Source organism: Sulfitobacter sp. EhC04, from assembly GCF_001650875.1.
Taxonomy (GTDB): Bacteria; Pseudomonadota; Alphaproteobacteria; order Rhodobacterales; family Rhodobacteraceae; genus Sulfitobacter.
In genome coordinates, this window is record NZ_LXYI01000017.1 from 13,078 (window position 1) to 29,095 (window position 16,018).

General features: G+C 59.8%; 15 protein-coding genes. 4 read left to right on the forward strand and 11 right to left on the reverse strand.

Annotated elements, in window-relative coordinates; genetic code table 11:
* Positions 1–9 precede the first annotated feature (9 nt).
* From A8B82_RS08380 to A8B82_RS08400, 5 genes are read right to left on the reverse strand one after another with little or no spacing between them, the layout of a single operon-like run.
* Complete coding sequence (locus tag A8B82_RS08380; RefSeq protein ID WP_067290751.1) at positions 10–486, reverse strand: MarR family winged helix-turn-helix transcriptional regulator; 477 nt, start codon at positions 484–486, stop codon at positions 10–12.
* A complete protein-coding gene (locus A8B82_RS08385; protein WP_067290753.1) occupies positions 479–967 on the reverse strand; it encodes a MarR family winged helix-turn-helix transcriptional regulator in 489 nt (162 codons plus the stop codon). The genes A8B82_RS08380 and A8B82_RS08385 overlap by 8 nt, the downstream gene beginning before the upstream one ends.
* 31 nt (positions 968–998) lie before the next feature.
* Positions 999–1,481 (reverse strand): acyl-CoA thioesterase, encoded by a 483-nt coding sequence (locus A8B82_RS08390; protein ID WP_082899194.1) that lies wholly within the window; start codon positions 1,479–1,481, stop codon positions 999–1,001.
* Positions 1,478–3,049, reverse strand: a complete 1,572-nt coding sequence (locus tag A8B82_RS08395; RefSeq protein WP_067290755.1) for an indolepyruvate oxidoreductase subunit beta family protein — start codon at positions 3,047–3,049, stop codon at positions 1,478–1,480. Before A8B82_RS08395 ends, A8B82_RS08390 begins: the two co-directional genes overlap by 4 nt.
* A gap of 4 nt (positions 3,050–3,053) precedes the next feature.
* Positions 3,054–5,219 (reverse strand): thiamine pyrophosphate-dependent enzyme, encoded by a 2,166-nt coding sequence (locus A8B82_RS08400; RefSeq protein ID WP_067290757.1) that lies wholly within the window; start codon positions 5,217–5,219, stop codon positions 3,054–3,056.
* Between the two features lie 231 nt (positions 5,220–5,450).
* On the opposite strand from A8B82_RS08400, the gene A8B82_RS08405 reads away from it, so the two are divergent.
* From A8B82_RS08405 to A8B82_RS08420, 4 genes are read left to right on the forward strand one after another with little or no spacing between them, the layout of a single operon-like run.
* Positions 5,451–6,482, forward strand: coding sequence for a carbon-nitrogen hydrolase family protein (locus A8B82_RS08405; protein ID WP_067290760.1), 1,032 nt, complete (start codon positions 5,451–5,453; stop codon positions 6,480–6,482).
* 23 nt (positions 6,483–6,505) lie between these two features.
* Positions 6,506–7,624 (forward strand): cupin domain-containing protein, encoded by a 1,119-nt coding sequence (locus tag A8B82_RS08410; protein WP_067290763.1) that lies wholly within the window; start codon positions 6,506–6,508, stop codon positions 7,622–7,624.
* A 16-nt stretch (positions 7,625–7,640) separates the two neighbouring features.
* Positions 7,641–8,558, forward strand: a complete 918-nt coding sequence (locus A8B82_RS08415; protein ID WP_067290764.1) for a fumarylacetoacetate hydrolase family protein — start codon at positions 7,641–7,643, stop codon at positions 8,556–8,558.
* A gap of 1 nt (position 8,559) precedes the next feature.
* Positions 8,560–9,336: a maleate cis-trans isomerase family protein gene (locus A8B82_RS08420; protein ID WP_067290766.1), complete on the forward strand. Its 777-nt coding sequence runs from the start codon at positions 8,560–8,562 to the stop codon at positions 9,334–9,336.
* A gap of 82 nt (positions 9,337–9,418) precedes the next feature.
* Here A8B82_RS08420 and A8B82_RS08425 read toward each other — a convergent pair whose 3' ends face one another.
* The 6 genes from A8B82_RS08425 to A8B82_RS08450 all read right to left on the reverse strand — a co-directional run bounded on the left by A8B82_RS08425 (position 9,419) and on the right by A8B82_RS08450 (position 15,972).
* Entirely contained in the window at positions 9,419–11,041 is a 1,623-nt protein-coding gene (locus A8B82_RS08425) for an ATP-dependent acyl-CoA ligase (RefSeq protein WP_082899195.1), read from the reverse strand.
* An 11-nt stretch (positions 11,042–11,052) separates the two neighbouring features.
* On the reverse strand, positions 11,053–12,528 hold the full coding sequence (locus A8B82_RS08430) for a TRAP transporter large permease (RefSeq protein WP_067290769.1): 1,476 nt from the start codon (positions 12,526–12,528) through the stop codon (positions 11,053–11,055).
* A 2-nt stretch (positions 12,529–12,530) separates the two neighbouring features.
* Positions 12,531–13,052 carry a TRAP transporter small permease gene (locus tag A8B82_RS08435; protein WP_067290771.1) on the reverse strand — a complete coding sequence of 174 codons (522 nt, stop codon included), beginning with the start codon at positions 13,050–13,052 and terminating at the stop codon, positions 12,531–12,533.
* Between the two features lie 79 nt (positions 13,053–13,131).
* On the reverse strand, positions 13,132–14,133 hold the full coding sequence (dctP, locus tag A8B82_RS08440; protein WP_161489435.1) for a TRAP transporter substrate-binding protein DctP: 1,002 nt from the start codon (positions 14,131–14,133) through the stop codon (positions 13,132–13,134).
* A 238-nt stretch (positions 14,134–14,371) separates the two neighbouring features.
* Complete coding sequence (locus A8B82_RS08445) at positions 14,372–14,791, reverse strand: Zn-ribbon domain-containing OB-fold protein (RefSeq protein ID WP_067290774.1); 420 nt, start codon at positions 14,789–14,791, stop codon at positions 14,372–14,374.
* Entirely contained in the window at positions 14,788–15,972 is a 1,185-nt protein-coding gene (locus tag A8B82_RS08450; RefSeq protein ID WP_067290777.1) for a thiolase family protein, read from the reverse strand. The genes A8B82_RS08445 and A8B82_RS08450 overlap by 4 nt, the downstream gene beginning before the upstream one ends.
* Positions 15,973–16,018 lie beyond the last annotated feature (46 nt).

Genomic DNA, 16,018 nt, shown 5'->3' on the forward strand with positions numbered 1-16,018 from the left:
GCCAGCCTGTCAGAGGTCGTGCACGCGAATTTTCTTCAGCATCGCCTGCAACACTTCGACACAGACGTCGAGTTGGGCAGGGTCGATGTCAGCGGTCATATGTTGATAATTCGCGTTGACGAGCGGTGCAGTTTCCCTCAGCTTCTTGCGGCCTTTCGCGGTCAATGAGACGCGGCGCACACGTTGGTCGGTCGCGTCAATCTCGCGCTGCGCCATGCCGGAGGTGACAAGCTGTTCGACCAATCTGCTGACGGTGGATTGTTCAGTCACCGCGAGCACGGATATTTCGTTTACGGTAAGCTGCTTGTACGCGCCAAGGCATGATATGATCCGCATTGTCGCGCCCTGGATGCCAAGGCTTTTGAGGTCGGCATCCTGTTTGACCTGCCACCGGTTGCCCAGACGGGTGATCAGATAGGGCAGATATTGCGCAAGCTGCTCTGGCGTCTTGAAGGGGAATTTGGCGTCGTCGGGGTTCTCAGCCATGATCGGTGTGAACCTTGCCGCCCGGTTTCTTGATGATTGATTTGAGCATCGCGATGGTTTCCGCGAGGTTCTCGGCATCCAGATGCAAAAAGCACTTTGCAAGGACATCGGCGTGAATTGCCGCTGCTTCCTTGAACCGTTGTCGGCCTGCCGGGGTCAGCACGGCGACAAAAGACCGCCGGTCGTCGGCTGACATTGATTTGTCGACCAGTTCATCCTTGCGCAGCCGGTTTACCAACCCCGATACATTGCCGTTGCTGACCTTGAGCCTGGCCGAAAGTTCGCCCATGCTCAGCCCGTCGGGGTAGCGATCCAGTTGTGCAAGGACATCGAATTTCGAAACGCTGATGCCGGTTCGCTCCTTGAGTTGCCGGTTCACTTCGGGATAGATGTAATTATAGACATCCAGCACGCTGAGCCAGAGCCGCGTTTCGTCCTTGCGATAATCTGAAGTATCCTGAGCCGGATCGCGGGCCATCATCGAGCTATCTGCATTTCCATATTTTTACATACTAGGCATTATCCGAGAACACGTATTGGTTCAATGCACCTCTTAGGTCGGTTGGAATGTCGATTGAAGAATGGGTATCAAGGTTGGTGGTAACAGTTGTAAAGAGCCCGCGCAGCGCCTCTGTATCGCCAAGCATGGCGTTCAGTTCAAGCGCGTAGGATTTGCCGCCGATCCTGGAAACCCGCACGAAATATTCGACTTCCTCGCCCATTTTGACCGGCGAAAAGAATTCGGCATGGGCGTTGACATAGCCCAGCCCGGTGCGGCGGGGGCCAAGGAAGTCGTAATAGGACAGGCCCAGGCAGTCGCAGAACCATGCTTCGATGACGTGGTTGAATACGTTGAAAAATTCCGGCGTGTAGACAATGCCGGCAGGGTCGCATTGTCCGTGCCGGAAGATGTGCTTGTAGCTCCAGCCGGGAAACGGGATATCCGCCCGGTTGACGGGCCGGGGAAAAGACGCCGGTTTGCTGATTTTGTTCATGTGCCCGAAAAACTCTCAATTGTCATGATCGTGCCGTCCAGATCCTTGCTGGACGCGTCCTTGATCGCAGAAGTCAGAAGCCTTTGCGCCCATTCCGCTGCGTCGTCACGCCCGGCGATGGATTTTGTTGTCTGCATCACCTTTTCGAACTTGGAATGGCCCCGGACATGGGTGTCTGAATAGCCCTTGATCAGGCGGCGGAAGGTGAGCATCGCGACGCCCAGGTCATAGTTCTGCGCCAGCGCCTGCGCTGCATCGGCCAGCCATGCATCGCGGTGGGCGACTTCCGTTTTGTGGCGCAGGGACATGCGGCGCGTTCCCTTGAGCGCACCGACAAAATGCAGCGGCAGGAACCCGGTCAGGCGGTAGGTCTGGATGCGCCGTCCCTTGTTGATGCGACGGTCGAGCCAGGCATAGAGGGACTTGCGCGATTTCAGCCAGTTTGCCAGCCCGACCGGCAGGGTTGATGCGGCCTCTTCCATGCGGGGGTGCATGAATTCTGTGGTGTTGAGGACCTGACCGGTCTTCAGGCCAACCTCTTCGGCCACCCTTTGACGGCGCGCGCTTTGCGTCTTGATGCGGGCGACACGGATCACGTCGTCATAGGCCATCGCATTTGCAAGGTATTTGGCGGCGGACGCGGTGAACGCAAAGCCCTGGGCCTCACCATTTGCCGCGCGGTCAGCCTCGGTGAGGTTGCGCAGGATATCGAGGTATTCGTCGCCATAGGCGGCATCCTGAAAGTCGACGACCTTTTGCAGCCCGAGATAGGCCATGGCGTGGGCCTGCTCAGGAAGTTCCGAGCGGATGCGGGTGAGCAGGGCATTTGCCCGTTTGTCGCGCAAGCTGTCAGGCAGGGTCGCGACGGGGGTTTCGGGTGCCTCCAGCTGCGGCATCTCGGGGCCGTTTACCGTGCGGTCAAAGGCGGCATCGAAGGCGCGGATGCTGGCGTCGATGCCCTTGCCGCCCTTGCGGATCACGTCGTAATAGGCTTCCCGCGCAAAGGGCAGGGTGCCTGACGCGGCAAGGCTGCCGAACATGGCGGATGAAATGACGGAGCCGTTCTTGACCGCCATCGCGTTCATGTCGAAGACAATCTCCTGTTTGGCAACCACGCCGATGGCATCACTCACGGCGCCGTTGTTCGCGATGCTGTCACCGGGGGCCATCTTTTCGCTGATCGCAAGCGACCGGTGGCTGGAGGCGATCAGGGTGGTCCGGTCGGGTGTCACGATCCCGCGCAGGATCGACCGGCCCGCTTCCATGAATTCCGATGCGATGACCACATCGACATCACCGGGTGTCGGCATCTGCGCCAGCACGGGCTTTTGCCCGCCGTCGCCGGGGCGCATCATTTCCACATAATAGATGGTGGCCCCGGTTCGCTGGGCCACGCCGGGAACGGAGGTTGATTGCGCCACCCAGCCATGCGTTTCCGCAAGGTTCACGATCCAGCCGGTCAGAACGCCACCGCCCTGACCGCCCATGGCCACGATGGCGATGGAGATTGGCCGCTCTGTCGCGGGGCCTGTGGGCTTCAGGCCCAGTTTCACGGTGTCATCTTTCATCTGTCTATGCCTCAAAGCTGACCGCGCGCTTCTCGCGGCGGTCTTGCAGGTAGCGGATCACGGAGCCGGAGAGATTGGCCCGGACCTTGTCCCAACCTGTCGGGTTATGGGTGACCTCGGCGCGGAAGAAGGAAGGGCAGAGCACGGCGGCATCCGCAACTTCGCCGCAGTTGCCGCAGGCCACGCAGGTGTCGTCGATGGAGGCGACGGGATCGTCGCGCAGCGGATCGTCCAGCTCCTTGATCGACAGGGACGGGCAGCCGGACAGCCGCATGCAGGCGTGATCGCCGGTGCAGACATCTTCGTCGACGCCGAATTTCTCTTTCACCACCCGCTTGCCGCCGCTGATCGCCTTGGCCACTTTCGGTTTCTCGCGCCGCTGCTTGTTCAACATGCATTCGGAGGAAGCCACGATGATCTTGGGGCCTTCGGCATCGGTGGTCAGCGCCTCGTTCAGCACATTGCGCATCTTTGTCACGTCATAGGTGTGATCCACCTGACGGACCCAGGTTGCCCCGATCCCCTTGACCGCATCGACGATGGAGTTGTTGGTGTTGCGGCGCTTGTTGTGAGCACGGGACGACAGGATGTCCTGCCCGCCGGTGGCGGAGGAATAGAAGTTGTCGACGATGACAAAGACACCGTCGTGTTTGTTGAAAACCGCATTGCCGATGCCGCTGGTCAGCCCGTTGTGCCAGAAACCGCCGTCGCCCATGATCGAGATCGAGCGTTTGGCGCCCTTGACGTTGAAGGCCGCCGCCGAGGCCGGGCCAAGGCCGAAACCCATTGTGGTGGCACCGAGGTTGAAGGGCGGCAGGATCGAGAAGAGGTGACAGCCGATGTCAGCCGAGACATGATGCGTGCCGGTTTCCTCGAAGACCATTTTCATCGCGGCAAAGATGGGACGTTCTGGGCATCCGGTACACAGGCCCGGCGGACGGGCCGGCACGACGTCGGCCAGTCGTTCGATCACCGGGTTGGTCAGGATCGGGACCGGGTCGGGCACCGGGGCGCGGTTGCCAAGTTGTTTGGGCTCATGATCCTCAAGAAAGCGGCCGATCCCTTCGGTCAGGACCGCGGCGGTATAGTCGCCGCCCATTGGCAGGTAATCCTTGCCATGAACTTCGGTCGGGCTTTTTGTGCGGGCCAGAATGGTCGAGATGGATTGTTCGATATATTCGGGCTGGCCTTCTTCGACCATCAGGACCGCGTCCAGCCCTTCGCAGAAGGCATCGACTTCGGATTTGATCGTCGGGTAGGCCACGTTCATCACATATATAGGCACCCGCGAATTGCCGTAGGCATCGCACAGCCCAAGGAATTGCAGCGCTCGGATCGTGCTGTTGTACATGCCGCCGACGACGATCAGCCCGGTCTTGCCGGTCTTTTCCTCTCCGGTGGGGCCGAAGAACTCATTCAGTTTCTGGTCGCGGATAAAGTCGATGGCGGCGGGCATGCGCACTTTGATCTTTTCGACCTCGTGCTCATAAGCGGCGGGCGGCAGGACAATGCGGCCCAGATCGCGCTCGGGGTTGTTCATCGCGTCACGCAGGGTGAATTCGGGGCGCTTGTTGTCCTTGCAGGCAAATTCGCCGGTCATGTGACAGGACCGCACCCGCACCTGAAGCATGACGGGGGTGTTGGTCGCCTCTGACAGCTCGAAACCCTTTTCGATCAGATTGACCATACAGGCCTGATCCGGGCGCGGGTCCAGCAACCACATCTGCGATTTCATCGCAAAGGCATGGGTGCGTTCCTGCATGATGGAGGAACCCTCGCCGTAGTCTTCGCCGACGATCACCATCGCCCCGCCAGTGACACCGCCGGATGCAAGGTTCGAGAGCGCGTCTGAGGCGACATTGGTGCCGACGGTTGATTTCCATGCCACCGCACCGCGCAGGGGATACATGACGGAAGCCGACAGCATCGCGCCTGCCGTTGCTTCGCTGGCCGAACTTTGAAAGACCACATCAAGGTCGTCCAGGATGTCATTGGCGTCTGCCAGCACATCCATCAGGTGCGAAATCGGTGATCCCTGATAGCCGCCGACATAGGCGACACCGGATTGCAAAAGGGCCTTGGTGATCGCAAGAATGCCCTCACCGCGGAATAGGTCGCCCTCTCCCAGCTTCAGGTCTTCGACTTCTTTCGCAAAGGATCGTTCAGCCATTATTATCTCCCGAAAAAAAGTATGGTAATGAATAGATTTATATGTAAAATAAGTCAACGATCAGTTCTTGCCTTCGTGCGATTAATTCGGATGAGTGAGAAAAACAGGATGAATACATGCAGTTACGGCTAAAGGCCAACGGGGCAATCGCAGGGCCGCTCGCGCGGCACTTGACCGACTCAGCCAAGTGGGTGCTGTACAGATCAAACGAAACCGAAAGGAAGGCTGCTCATGCTGCCACTGAATGACTTTCCCAAGTTCACGGCTGCGGCGGTTCAGGCGAGCCCTGTGTTCCTGGATGCGGGCCGGACCGTTGAAAAAGCCGCAAGTCTGATTGCGGAAGCCGCCGGGAACGGCGCGCGCCTTGTGGTGTTTCCCGAAGTCTTCATTCCCGGTTACCCCTATTGGAACTGGATCACCGACCCGGTGACGGGCAGCGCGTGGTTTGAGAAACTTGTCAGGGCGTCGGTTTTTGCCGATGGCCCCGAGGTTGCAAAGGTTCAGGCGGCGGCCAAGGCCAACAAGTGTTATGTCGTGATCGGCCTGAACGAACGCAGCCCCGTGTCGCTGGGTGCGCTTTACAACACCTTGCTGTTCATCGGGCCGGATGGCGCGATACTGGGCAAGCACCGCAAGCTTGTGCCGACTTGGGCGGAAAAGCTGACCTGGACCGGCGGGGATGGGTCAAGTCTTAAGGTCTACGATACTGAGATTGGCCCGCTGGGTGGTCTGGCCTGTGGCGAGAATACCAATACGCTGGCGCGGTTCACCCTGCTGGCGCAAGGCGAATTGGTGCATGCGGCAAGCTACATTTCCCTGCCGGTCGCACCGCCCGATTACGACATGGCCGAGGCGATCAAGCTGCGCGGCATGTCGCAAAGCTTTGAGGGCAAGGTCTTTACCGTCATCGCCACATCGACGGTGTCGGATGAGATCATCACCGAGATGGAGAAGGTCCGCCCTGATGCGCGGGCCATGCTGGAGCGCAAATCGAGTGCCTATTCGGGGATTATCGGGCCTGACGGGCGCGCGATCGGGGAGGGCCTGATTGACGACGAGGGCATTGTCTATGCCGAGATTGACCTGGGCAAATGCATCCAGCCCAAGCAGATGCATGACATCACTGGCCATTATAACCGGTTCGATGTGTTTGACCTGCGGGTGAACCAGATGCCGCAGGCCGCCGTGAACCTGAAAACCGGCCCGGCCCCCGCGCCGGACCTGAGCGCTGTGCCGATGCCGGACGACAGCGAAGAATCCTAATCCAATCAAGACTGGAGGAAACCATGACTGATAGTGTCGATAAAGACGACGTTCTGGGGCGGGCGCGGGTGCGCGATACGCCGGAACTGGAAGCCTATTACGCGGATCTGGCGAAGCAGGAGACAGGCGCGCTCTGGACTGTCGCGAACTCGATCGAGCCTTGGGAGCCGACGCCGAAATCCGACCCTGTCCTGTGGCGCTGGGAAGATTTGCGGCCACAGGTTCTGCGGGCCATTGATCTGGTGCGCCCCGAGGATGCGGGACGGCGCGTTGTCTATCTGCGCAACCCGAAGCGTCAGGACGTGAGTGCGGCTTGCGGGTGGTTGTTCTCGGGCATTCAGACGATGAAGGCGGGCGAACGCGCGGGTGCGCACCGGCATGCGGCCTCTGCCCTGCGGTTCATCATGGAAGGCACCGGGGCCTATACGATTGTCGAGGGTCACAAGATGAACCTGGGCGCGAAGGACTTTGTGCTGACGCCCAACGGCACATGGCATGAGCACGGGATCGAGGAAGACGGCAGCACCTGCCTGTGGCAGGACGGGCTGGACATTCCGCTGACCAACGCGCTTGAGGCGAACTTCTACGAGGTGCATCCCGATGACTATCAGGCCAGCAACCTGCCGCTGGATGACAGCCCGGCGACCTATGGGTCACCCGCGCTGATGCCGGAACTGGACAAGTGGGACCAGCCTTATTCGCCGTTGCTGAAATTCCGCTGGGACCAGACCTATGAGGCGTTGCAGAACTATGCGCGTGTCACCGATGGTTCGCCTTATGACGGGGTGATCATGCGCTATATCAACCCCAAGACCGGGGCGGATCCGATGCTGACCATGGGTGCCAACATGCAGTTGCTGCGCCCATCCGAGCATACCAAGGCCCACCGCCACACCGGCAACATCATCTATCAGGTGGCCAAGGGTGAAGGCTATTCCGTGATCAACGGAAAGCGGTTCGACTGGAAGGAAAAGGACATCTTCTGCGTGCCGCCCTGGATGTGGCACGAGCATTGCAACACGCAAAGTGGCGATGATGCCTGCCTGTTCTCGTTCCATGATCTGCCGACGATGAGAAAGCTCGGCTTTTACGCGGAACAGGCATTGGAAGACAATGGCGGCCATCAGGTCGTCAACGGATAATCACAGGATACCCAACATGAAACTAGTTACCTATCGTGACGGCGTTGCAGCCGAAGGTCGCCTTGGCGTTGTGCAAGACGGCCTTGTCATTGACGTGGAATATCTGGGCGAGGCTGTTGGTGCCGCGCTGCCGGCGGATATGCTGACCCTGATCGACCTTGGCCCCGATGCGCTTGCTGCGATCAGTCGCGCCTTGACCGAGACCCAAGGTGCGCGGCCCGCAGGGATTGCCGTGCCAGAGGAAAACGTGCGTCTGCTGGCGCCGATCCCGCGCCCGCGCAAGAACATCTTTGGCATCGGTCTGAACTATGTCGAACATGTCGCGGAAAGCGCCAAGTCGCTGGACACCTCGACGGACCTGCCCAAGGAACCGGTGGTCTTTTCCAAGCCGCCGACCAGCGTGATCGCAACCGGAGAGCCGATCCAGCACAACGCATCCATGACGCAGATGCTGGACTGGGAGGTGGAACTGGCGGTGATCATCGGCAAGCGCGCAACGCGGATTTCCAAGGATGACGCGATGAGCCATGTGTTCGGCTATTCGGTGATCAACGATGTCTCGGCGCGTGACAACCGCCGGGCGGGGCAGTGGATATTCTCGAAAGGACAGGACAGCTTTTGCCCGTTTGGCCCGGCCATCGTGACCGCTGACGATATTGCGGACCCGCATGACCTGACACTGTGGCTGAAGAAAAACGGCGAGGAAAAGCAGCGGTCCAACACCAAGCACCTGCTGTTCGATATTCCGACGCTGATTGCCGACATCTCTTCGGGCATCACGCTGGAACCCGGCGACATCATCGCCACCGGCACCCCGGCGGGCGTCGGCGCGGGGCGCGATCCGCAGGAATGGATGTGGCCCGGTGACGTGATCGAATGCGGTGTCGATGGCATTGGCGTGTTGCGCAACCCGGTTGTGAAGATCGGGGACTGACATGACCAGCATTCAAGAGAACATGCACAAGACCCTGAAGATCGGGCAGATCGTGCCGTCGTCAAACCTGACGATGGAGCGCGAGATCCCGGCGATGTTGCGGGCGCGTGAAACGCTCTACCCGGAGCGGTTTTCCTTTCACTCCAGCCGCATGCGGATGAAGAAGGTCACCAAGGAAGAGCTGGCCGCGATGGACAAGGACAGCGACCGCTGCGCGTTGGAGCTGTCTGACGCCTCTGTCGATGTGATGGGCTATGCCTGTCTGGTCGCGATCATGTCGATGGGTCGGGGATACCACCGTGAAAGCCAGAAACGTCTGCATCAGGTGACCGTCGACAACGGCCACCCCGCGCCGGTTGTCAGTTCCGCTGGGGCGCTGGTCGATGGGTTGCACCTGATGGGGGCCAAGCGGGTGTCGATCGTGACGCCCTATATGCGCCCGCTGACCGACATGGTGGCCGATTACATCACGGCGGAAGGGATCGAGGTGACCGACAGTATCGCGCTTGAGATTCCCGATAACCTTGAGGTCGCAGCACAGGACCCGATGAACCTGACCGAAATCTACAAGCGTGCAAACCTCAAGAACATCGACGCGCTGGTGCTGTCGGCCTGTGTTCAGATGCCATCGCTCGCCGCGATCCAGAAGGTCGAGGACGAATGCGGGATTCCGGTGGTGTCGGCGGCGGTGGCGACAACCCATCAGATGCTGACAAAGCTGAACCTGAAGCCGCATGTGCCGGGTTGCGGGGCGCTGTTGTCAGGGAAATATCAGTAAACCGACATGATGGAACGCGGCCTTGCCAAAACCTTGGCAGGCCGCGTTCGACAATGAAAATGCTGATCCAGACGGGCGGGGGTCAGCGTTTGATCTTGTAGCCCGTGGTTTCCAGATCCCACATCCCCGGCACAATCCCTTCCTCGCGCAGCACGACTTTCTTGATCTTGCCGTTCTCGGTCAGGGGCATCGCCTCCATCAGCCGGACAAAACGGGGGACCGCAAAATGGGCCAGACGCGTTTCAAGGTATTGGATCAGGGCCAGGGGCGGCAGGCTTTGGCCATCCTTCAACTGGATCGCCGTTGCAACTTCATCTTCGCCAAGCTCCGATGGGACGGGATAGACTGCGCAGGCCTCTACCCTGTCATGGGTCATGATGGCCTGTTCGACCTCCCATGACGATACGTTCTCGCCCCGCCTGCGGATCGCGTCCTTCATCCGGTCGATGAAATTGAAATGGCCGTCAGGGTGGCGCACCACGCGGTCGCCGGTGTGGAACCACAGATTGGCCCAGGCCTCGACCGTTTTTTCCGGCATGCCGAAATATCCGGAGGCAAAGGAATGCGGCTCTGTCGGGCGCAACAGCAGTTCACCGGCGGTGCCGTCGGGGACCGGCATGTCGTGTTCATCGGCCACGATGGCCTCTGCCCCCTTGGCAAGTTTCCCCATGCTGCCGGGGCGGGCCGAGGGGTATCGGTTGTAGAACAGGAAATTGCTTTCGGTCGAGGCATAGCCATCGACCAGGGGGATCCCGAACCGGTGATGGAACGGGTCTTGCAGCCGTGCCGGAACCCCGCCGCCCAAGGCGGTGCGGATGGCATGTTGGCGATCCTGGGGCCGCTCAGGCTGTGCCATGAGGATGGCCGCCATCGCACCCAGCAGATAGGTCACGGTGGCCCCGCAGTCTGCGGCGGTTTTCCAGTAGCCGGAGGCCGAGAATTTGGGCACCAGAACATATTCGCAGCCCAACAACAGCGCCTGATAAAAGGCGTTGAGGGCATTGGTGTGGAAGACCGGAAGCGCTGTCATCAGCACATCGCCTTCGCGCACGCCCAATGCACGGGCTGAATAGATGCCCCACCAGAAGAACTGTGCCTGCGGACAGCAGACACCCTTTGACGGGCCGGTTGTGCCGGAGGTGTAGAGAATTGCGGCGATATCGCCTGGTTGAACAGGGGCCGCCCCGGAGAGTGCCGGGTGCGCGGTTGAACCGCTTGTCTGTATGCCGTCCGCGGTGATCGGCCAGAGCAGCGGCGGCAGTTGTGCGTCTTTGCCCAGATCATCGTAGGCCGGTTGAAACTGTTCTTCCACGATCAGAAGTTTGGGGCGGGCGTTTGCCAGGACATGGGCAAGCTGCGCGCCGCGAAATGCCGTATTGACGGGGGTGGCAATGGCCCCGATCCAGGTGATCCCCAGATAGGCCTGAAGGAATTCGGCCCGGTTGCCGCAGTGGATCAGCACACGGTCGCCTGCGCCGATCCCCGCATCGCTGAGCCGCTGCCCCCATGAGCGCGCGACTTCGGCGGTCTCGGCAAAGGTCCAGCTGACCCCGCCGCAGGTGACGAAGGCGCGATTGCCGTAGCGGTCCGCCTGCCGCTGGAGCATTGTCCGAAGCGTTCGATCCTGTGGCGCGAATGCCTCCACGATCCCGTCATAGCAATCATCATCGGCGGGATGCGAGACGGGCGGTGTTCCTTCTGACATTGACTGTGGTCCTACTTGATCAGGTTGGGCAGCCAGGTGGCGACCGATGGCACGAAAATCAGAAGCGCGAGCACTGCGAGTTCGATCAGGATGAAGGGCAGCGCCGAATTGATGATCTGGCCGATGGTGATGCCGTCCGGTGCAACGCCGCGCATGACGAACAGCAGCAGACCGAATGGCGGCGTCAGCAGCCCGATCTCCATCGTGATGAGGATCAGCACCATCAGCCAGATCGGATCAATCCCGTAGATCGCCTGAAGCGAGGTTGGCCCCAGCAGAAAGAACGGCAGGGTGAGCAGCAGCATGCTGACCTGATCCATGAAGGCCCCGAGGAACAGCAGTATCAGGATCATGAACAGCACCACCGACAGCGGTGAAAGATCGAGCGCGGTCAGCGCTTGCAGCAGGCCCTGGGTCGCGCCGGAGACAGCCATCGCCTGGGTGAACACCAGCGACCCGGCGATGATGAAGATGATCATGGTGTTGACCTTGGCCGTTTCCATCAGGGCCTTGCCGATCTCTGCCCAGCCAAAGTCCGCCCCGTCAATGCCGGTAATCGTGATCTTGTTCTTGAACAGCCGGAAGAACAGGCAGGCCCCCAGTGCGGCCAGACAGCCCATTGCAGCGGCTTCGGTGGGCGACGCCCAATTCGTGAAGATGCTGCCGACCACAACAACGAAGATGCTGAACAGGGGCAGGATATAAACAAGCGTCGGCAGAAGGCGGTTCAATATGCGCAGCCAGCGGCCCTCGTATGTTCTGGTCCAGATGGTGCCGCGCCGGGTGTTGACCGCGATGGTCAGCGGCCGGTCAAGGTAGCTGGTATCGGGTTCGTAGGCGGGTGCCAGATCCGGGTTAAGCGTGCATCGGATGATCACATAGGCGAAAAAGCTCATCGCCATCAGGAAGCCGGGAATAATGCCCGCCACCAACAGCAGGGCCACTGATTTTTGTGCAATGCTCGCCAGCAAGACCGCGAGAGAGGAGGGCGGGATCAGCATGGCGATGCCCCCCACAGCCATGATCGGCCCCATTGCGATGGCGGGTTTATAGCCGCGTTTCAGCATGTCGGGCAAAAGCACTTTGCCCAGAATCGCGGTATTCGCCACGGTCGAGCCGGACAGAGAGGAGAACACCGTTCCGCCAACGATGGACACGATGGCAAGGCGGCCGGGCACGCGTGAGATCATGCGCTCGATCGCGCCGATGGCCTTGAAGGCCACGCCGGTCTCAAGCAGGATTTCACCCATCAACAGGAACAAGGCGATTGTCGCGAGGGAATAGGATATCGCCTCGTGAAACTCCATCGGCATGCTTTGAAGCGACAGGGACGCAATGGTCCAGTCGCCCATTGTCGCGAGGCCGCCGATGAACAGGGCGGTGCCGAAAATGTTGGCAGCCATAAAGGCAAAGGCAACCGGCAAGCCGAGGAACAGAAAGAAGCAGACGATCCCAAGCAGCAGGGTCAGGGCTGAATACCATTCCATCATCAAAATCCTATGTCAGTCGAGATTGTATGGTCGGGCCGCCCTGCGCGCCGAAATCGGAACAGGAATTCGATGGCGAGCATGATGAACGAAGCGGTGAAGACGGCGAGGACGATCCAGTTGGGAATCTGCAGATCCTTGTCCGGCAGCGATCCGAATACATAGCTGCTGAGGGTGCCTTTGGCGCCGAAGTAGGCCATGCCAAGGCAAAGAAGCGCGCCGAACAGGTCTATCGCGCGTTCGACCCTGGCGCTCAGGCGGGCGGGCAGTGCCGTCAGAATGATGTCGACGCGCACATGGGCACCTTTGTACAGAACCCATGCCGCAGACAGGAATACCCCTGCATACAGCCCGTATTCTGCACCTTCGTTCAGCCAGTCCAGACCGCGCCAGCCAAGCTTGCGCGAGAAGAAATCGAACGGGACAAGGGCCGCAAAAACCCCGATTGATCCGGCCACACAGACGGCGACACAAAGGTTGAATTTCTCGAAGAGGGTTTCGAATCTGTCGATAAGCGGGGCCATGAACGTCTCCGGCTCGTGTTACAGGCAAGGCCGGCAGACCATCAGGCGACGGTCTGCCGGAATTTTGTCTTGGTTCCGTTTATTGGGAGACTGTGAAGAGCTCTTTCAGCTTTGGCCCCGTCTCGGGGTTTTGCTCGATGAACTCTGCCCAGGCGGTTTGACGCGCCATGCTGACCCACTTTTCGGCCTCTTCGCCTTCGAGTGTAATGGTCTCGATGCCGTTTTCTTCAAGCATTTTGAACGTTTCGGCGTCCAGCTGCTTGGCATGGTCGCTGGTCCCTTCCATCCGCGTCTCTGCACCGATCACAACCTCGTTGAGAATGGCGCGGGCCTCATCGCTCAGGGAGTTCCACTTGGTCAGGTTTGCAACCGTATGGATGGAAGCGCGGTAGACGCCCGGTTCGACACGATACTTTGTGACCGGGAACCATGACGGGGAAATCCCACGCACGGACCAGCCGTAACCGTCAACTGCGCCGCTTTCCATCAGTGTATAGACCTCGGGCATGGAGGAGCGCTGAACCGTCGCGCCCAACTCCTTGAAGAAGGCCGTATAGACGGGCGAAACACGCAGGTTCAGGCCTGTCAGGTCGGCCTTGTCGATGGCCTTGCCCTCGCCAAGGAACAGGTTGAACGCGCCGTCGTCGTGGTGGCGACCAACGAAATAGGTGTTCTTCTTGTTCATGATCTCCTGAAAATAGTCGATCCCACCGTTTTCGCGCAGTTCGGCAAAGGTTTTTTCCTGAAGCCGGAGAGCGGGCGCTTCGGGGATGATATTGCCAAAGAACGCCTCGGGGCATCCGGCGATGTCATAGGCTCCTTGCGCCATACGCTCGACAACCTGAAACGGGCTGCCGATGGCGGGCGCACCGCCCAGAAGGTTGATCTGAATGACCCCTTTGCCCTTTTCGTTGATCTCGGTCACCAGGTTTTCGAACGGCACGCCGGGGGGTGCGCCGATGGGAAAGCAACTTACGCCGCGCAGAGTGACCTCTTCGGCGGCCAGCGGTGTTGCAACGAATGTGCCTGCCGCGATGATCGCGGCGAGCCCTTTCAGAAGTACTTTCTTGGTCTTCATCATTTTTCCTCCCCTTGAGTGATGAATTTGAAATGCCGTCCGCGCTGCCGTTGCCGCCTGCACCATGAAAACAAGTTATCTGGACGCGGCTTTTTCGCGTTCTTCGGGCGATTCCTTCTTGGGTGATAATGACTGCGTCAAAGTATTTTACAAGTAAAAATATTTTTGAGCATATTATGTATGGGCGAAAATTGTCATCGCAAACCTGAGCGCAGCGGCTGGTCGCCTGCATTTGAGGCGTTCATGTTTTGGAGCGCGCCGCCCAGGCCATCGCCCGGCCAAAGGCATCAAGATGGAAGGACAGGTTGGCGCGGTCCCCCATGCCAGTTCCCTCTTGGAGAAAGGCGATCATTGTCGGTCCGCAATCGAGGATTACCAGGCCGATCCTGATCGGCAGATGTGTCTGAAAGTACGGATTTGTGGTTGCCCGGATCGTCGTTTCACTTGCGATCCGTCCCCGGGGCGGAGCCTCTGTCAGCGGCAGGGTGGTCGACAGGCACGAGGGGCAAACATCATGCGCCGGATACAGGAATTGCGCACAGTCCCGGCATCGTTGCAGGGCGAAACGCCCTTCTGCCGCAATCGCATCATACAGCTTTCCGCTGGCGGAATGCGGATAGGGTGGCAGTGCCTTGTCCTGATCTGACTGCCGGTCCGTCACGCGCCGTCTCCCGACAGAATGACGGCCCCGGATGACAGGCCCTTGGTATATGTCATCATGCCAAAGCCCGATACCAGCGCCAGGCCCGCGCCCTTGACCTGCGTGTCGCCAGCCGTACCCAGAACCTGACGAACCGCTTCCGTCAGCCCGAGATAGGACCCGCCCGCGCCAGCCTGCCCGCAGGAAAGCTGACCTCCGGATGTGTTGTGGGGGAAATCGCCTTCGATCCGCAGATCATGGCTGCGGACGAACTCCGCCCCTTCACCCTTTTTGCAGAACCCCAGGTCTTCCAGTTGCATCATGCAAATCACCGGATAGTCGTCATATGTCTGCACCACGTCGATATCGTCGGGCCTGACACCGGCCATGCTGTACAGCTCGCCTGCGTCCTCCACCCAGCCGCCGGAGGTCTGCATCGGATCAATCGAGCGGGCGTTGTGACGTTCGATGCTGCTGCGCAGTTTGGCACCGGCAAGGCCGCAGGCACGGGCCGTGTCCTGCCGCATGACCAAGACTGCCTCGGCTCCCGCACATGGCATCACGCAGTCGAACAGGTGGATCGGATCTGCAATCGGTCGGGCGTTCATGTATTGATCGAGTGTCAGAGGGTCCTTCATCAGCGCGTGGGGGTTTTTAAGGGCATTGGACCGCTGTGCCACCGCAATCCGCCCCAGATCCTCGCGGCTGACATTGAATGTCTCCATGTAGTTGCGGGCAATCAGGGCAAAGCTGGCATTGGTGCCCCCCGCGCCATAGGGATAGACGGCATCCTGCGAAAACCGCGAAAAATTGGCCAGAGTATTGCCGAATGACCCGCGCTGGTTGGTGTCGGCCCCTATGCAGGCCACGACATCGCAATCACCGGATTGAACGGCGCGGGCGGCACGTCTGATCCCGGTGATCCCGCTGGCACCGCCAAGTGGCACATGGTCCAGCCAACGGACGCTGAGACCCAGATGTTCGGCCAGACCAATCGCGGTATCGGGGGCTGTGGTAAAACTGGACAGGCAAAACCCGTCGATGTCGCGCGCTGCAATGCCCGATCCATCCACCAACGCCCGCAAGGCGCGCCCAATCCACCAATGCGCGCTTTGGTCGCTGAACCTGACATAGGGAAGGGTGACGGGCGTTGTGATCACCACGTTGTCATAGGGTTGTCGGACGGTGCTGAACTTGCCCATAGGGTTGGCCCTCTCGTTGTGGTGCGCCGTCTTATTCGGAACAGCG

Excerpts from the sequence above, each read along its gene's own strand:
- A8B82_RS08430 (WP_067290769.1), bottom strand. The coding sequence starts at position 12,528 with ATGGAATGGTATTCAGCCCTGACCCTGCTGCTTGGGATCGTCTGCTTC.
- A8B82_RS08450 (WP_067290777.1), bottom strand. The coding sequence starts at position 15,972 with ATGGGCAAGTTCAGCACCGTCCGACAACCCTATGACAACGTGGTGATC.
- A8B82_RS08410 (WP_067290763.1), top strand. The coding sequence starts at position 6,506 with ATGACTGATAGTGTCGATAAAGACGACGTTCTGGGGCGGGCGCGGGTG.
- A8B82_RS08420 (WP_067290766.1), top strand. The coding sequence starts at position 8,560 with ATGACCAGCATTCAAGAGAACATGCACAAGACCCTGAAGATCGGGCAG.
- A8B82_RS08390 (WP_082899194.1), bottom strand. The coding sequence starts at position 1,481 with ATGAACAAAATCAGCAAACCGGCGTCTTTTCCCCGGCCCGTCAACCGG.
- A8B82_RS08400 (WP_067290757.1), bottom strand. The coding sequence starts at position 5,219 with ATGGCTGAACGATCCTTTGCGAAAGAAGTCGAAGACCTGAAGCTGGGA.
- A8B82_RS08395 (WP_067290755.1), bottom strand. The coding sequence starts at position 3,049 with ATGAAAGATGACACCGTGAAACTGGGCCTGAAGCCCACAGGCCCCGCG.
- A8B82_RS08385 (WP_067290753.1), bottom strand. The coding sequence starts at position 967 with ATGATGGCCCGCGATCCGGCTCAGGATACTTCAGATTATCGCAAGGAC.
- A8B82_RS08405 (WP_067290760.1), top strand. The coding sequence starts at position 5,451 with ATGCTGCCACTGAATGACTTTCCCAAGTTCACGGCTGCGGCGGTTCAG.
- dctP (WP_161489435.1), bottom strand. The coding sequence starts at position 14,133 with ATGATGAAGACCAAGAAAGTACTTCTGAAAGGGCTCGCCGCGATCATC.
- A8B82_RS08425 (WP_082899195.1), bottom strand. The coding sequence starts at position 11,041 with ATGTCAGAAGGAACACCGCCCGTCTCGCATCCCGCCGATGATGATTGC.
- A8B82_RS08380 (WP_067290751.1), bottom strand. The coding sequence starts at position 486 with ATGGCTGAGAACCCCGACGACGCCAAATTCCCCTTCAAGACGCCAGAG.
- A8B82_RS08415 (WP_067290764.1), top strand. The coding sequence starts at position 7,641 with ATGAAACTAGTTACCTATCGTGACGGCGTTGCAGCCGAAGGTCGCCTT.
- A8B82_RS08435 (WP_067290771.1), bottom strand. The coding sequence starts at position 13,052 with ATGGCCCCGCTTATCGACAGATTCGAAACCCTCTTCGAGAAATTCAAC.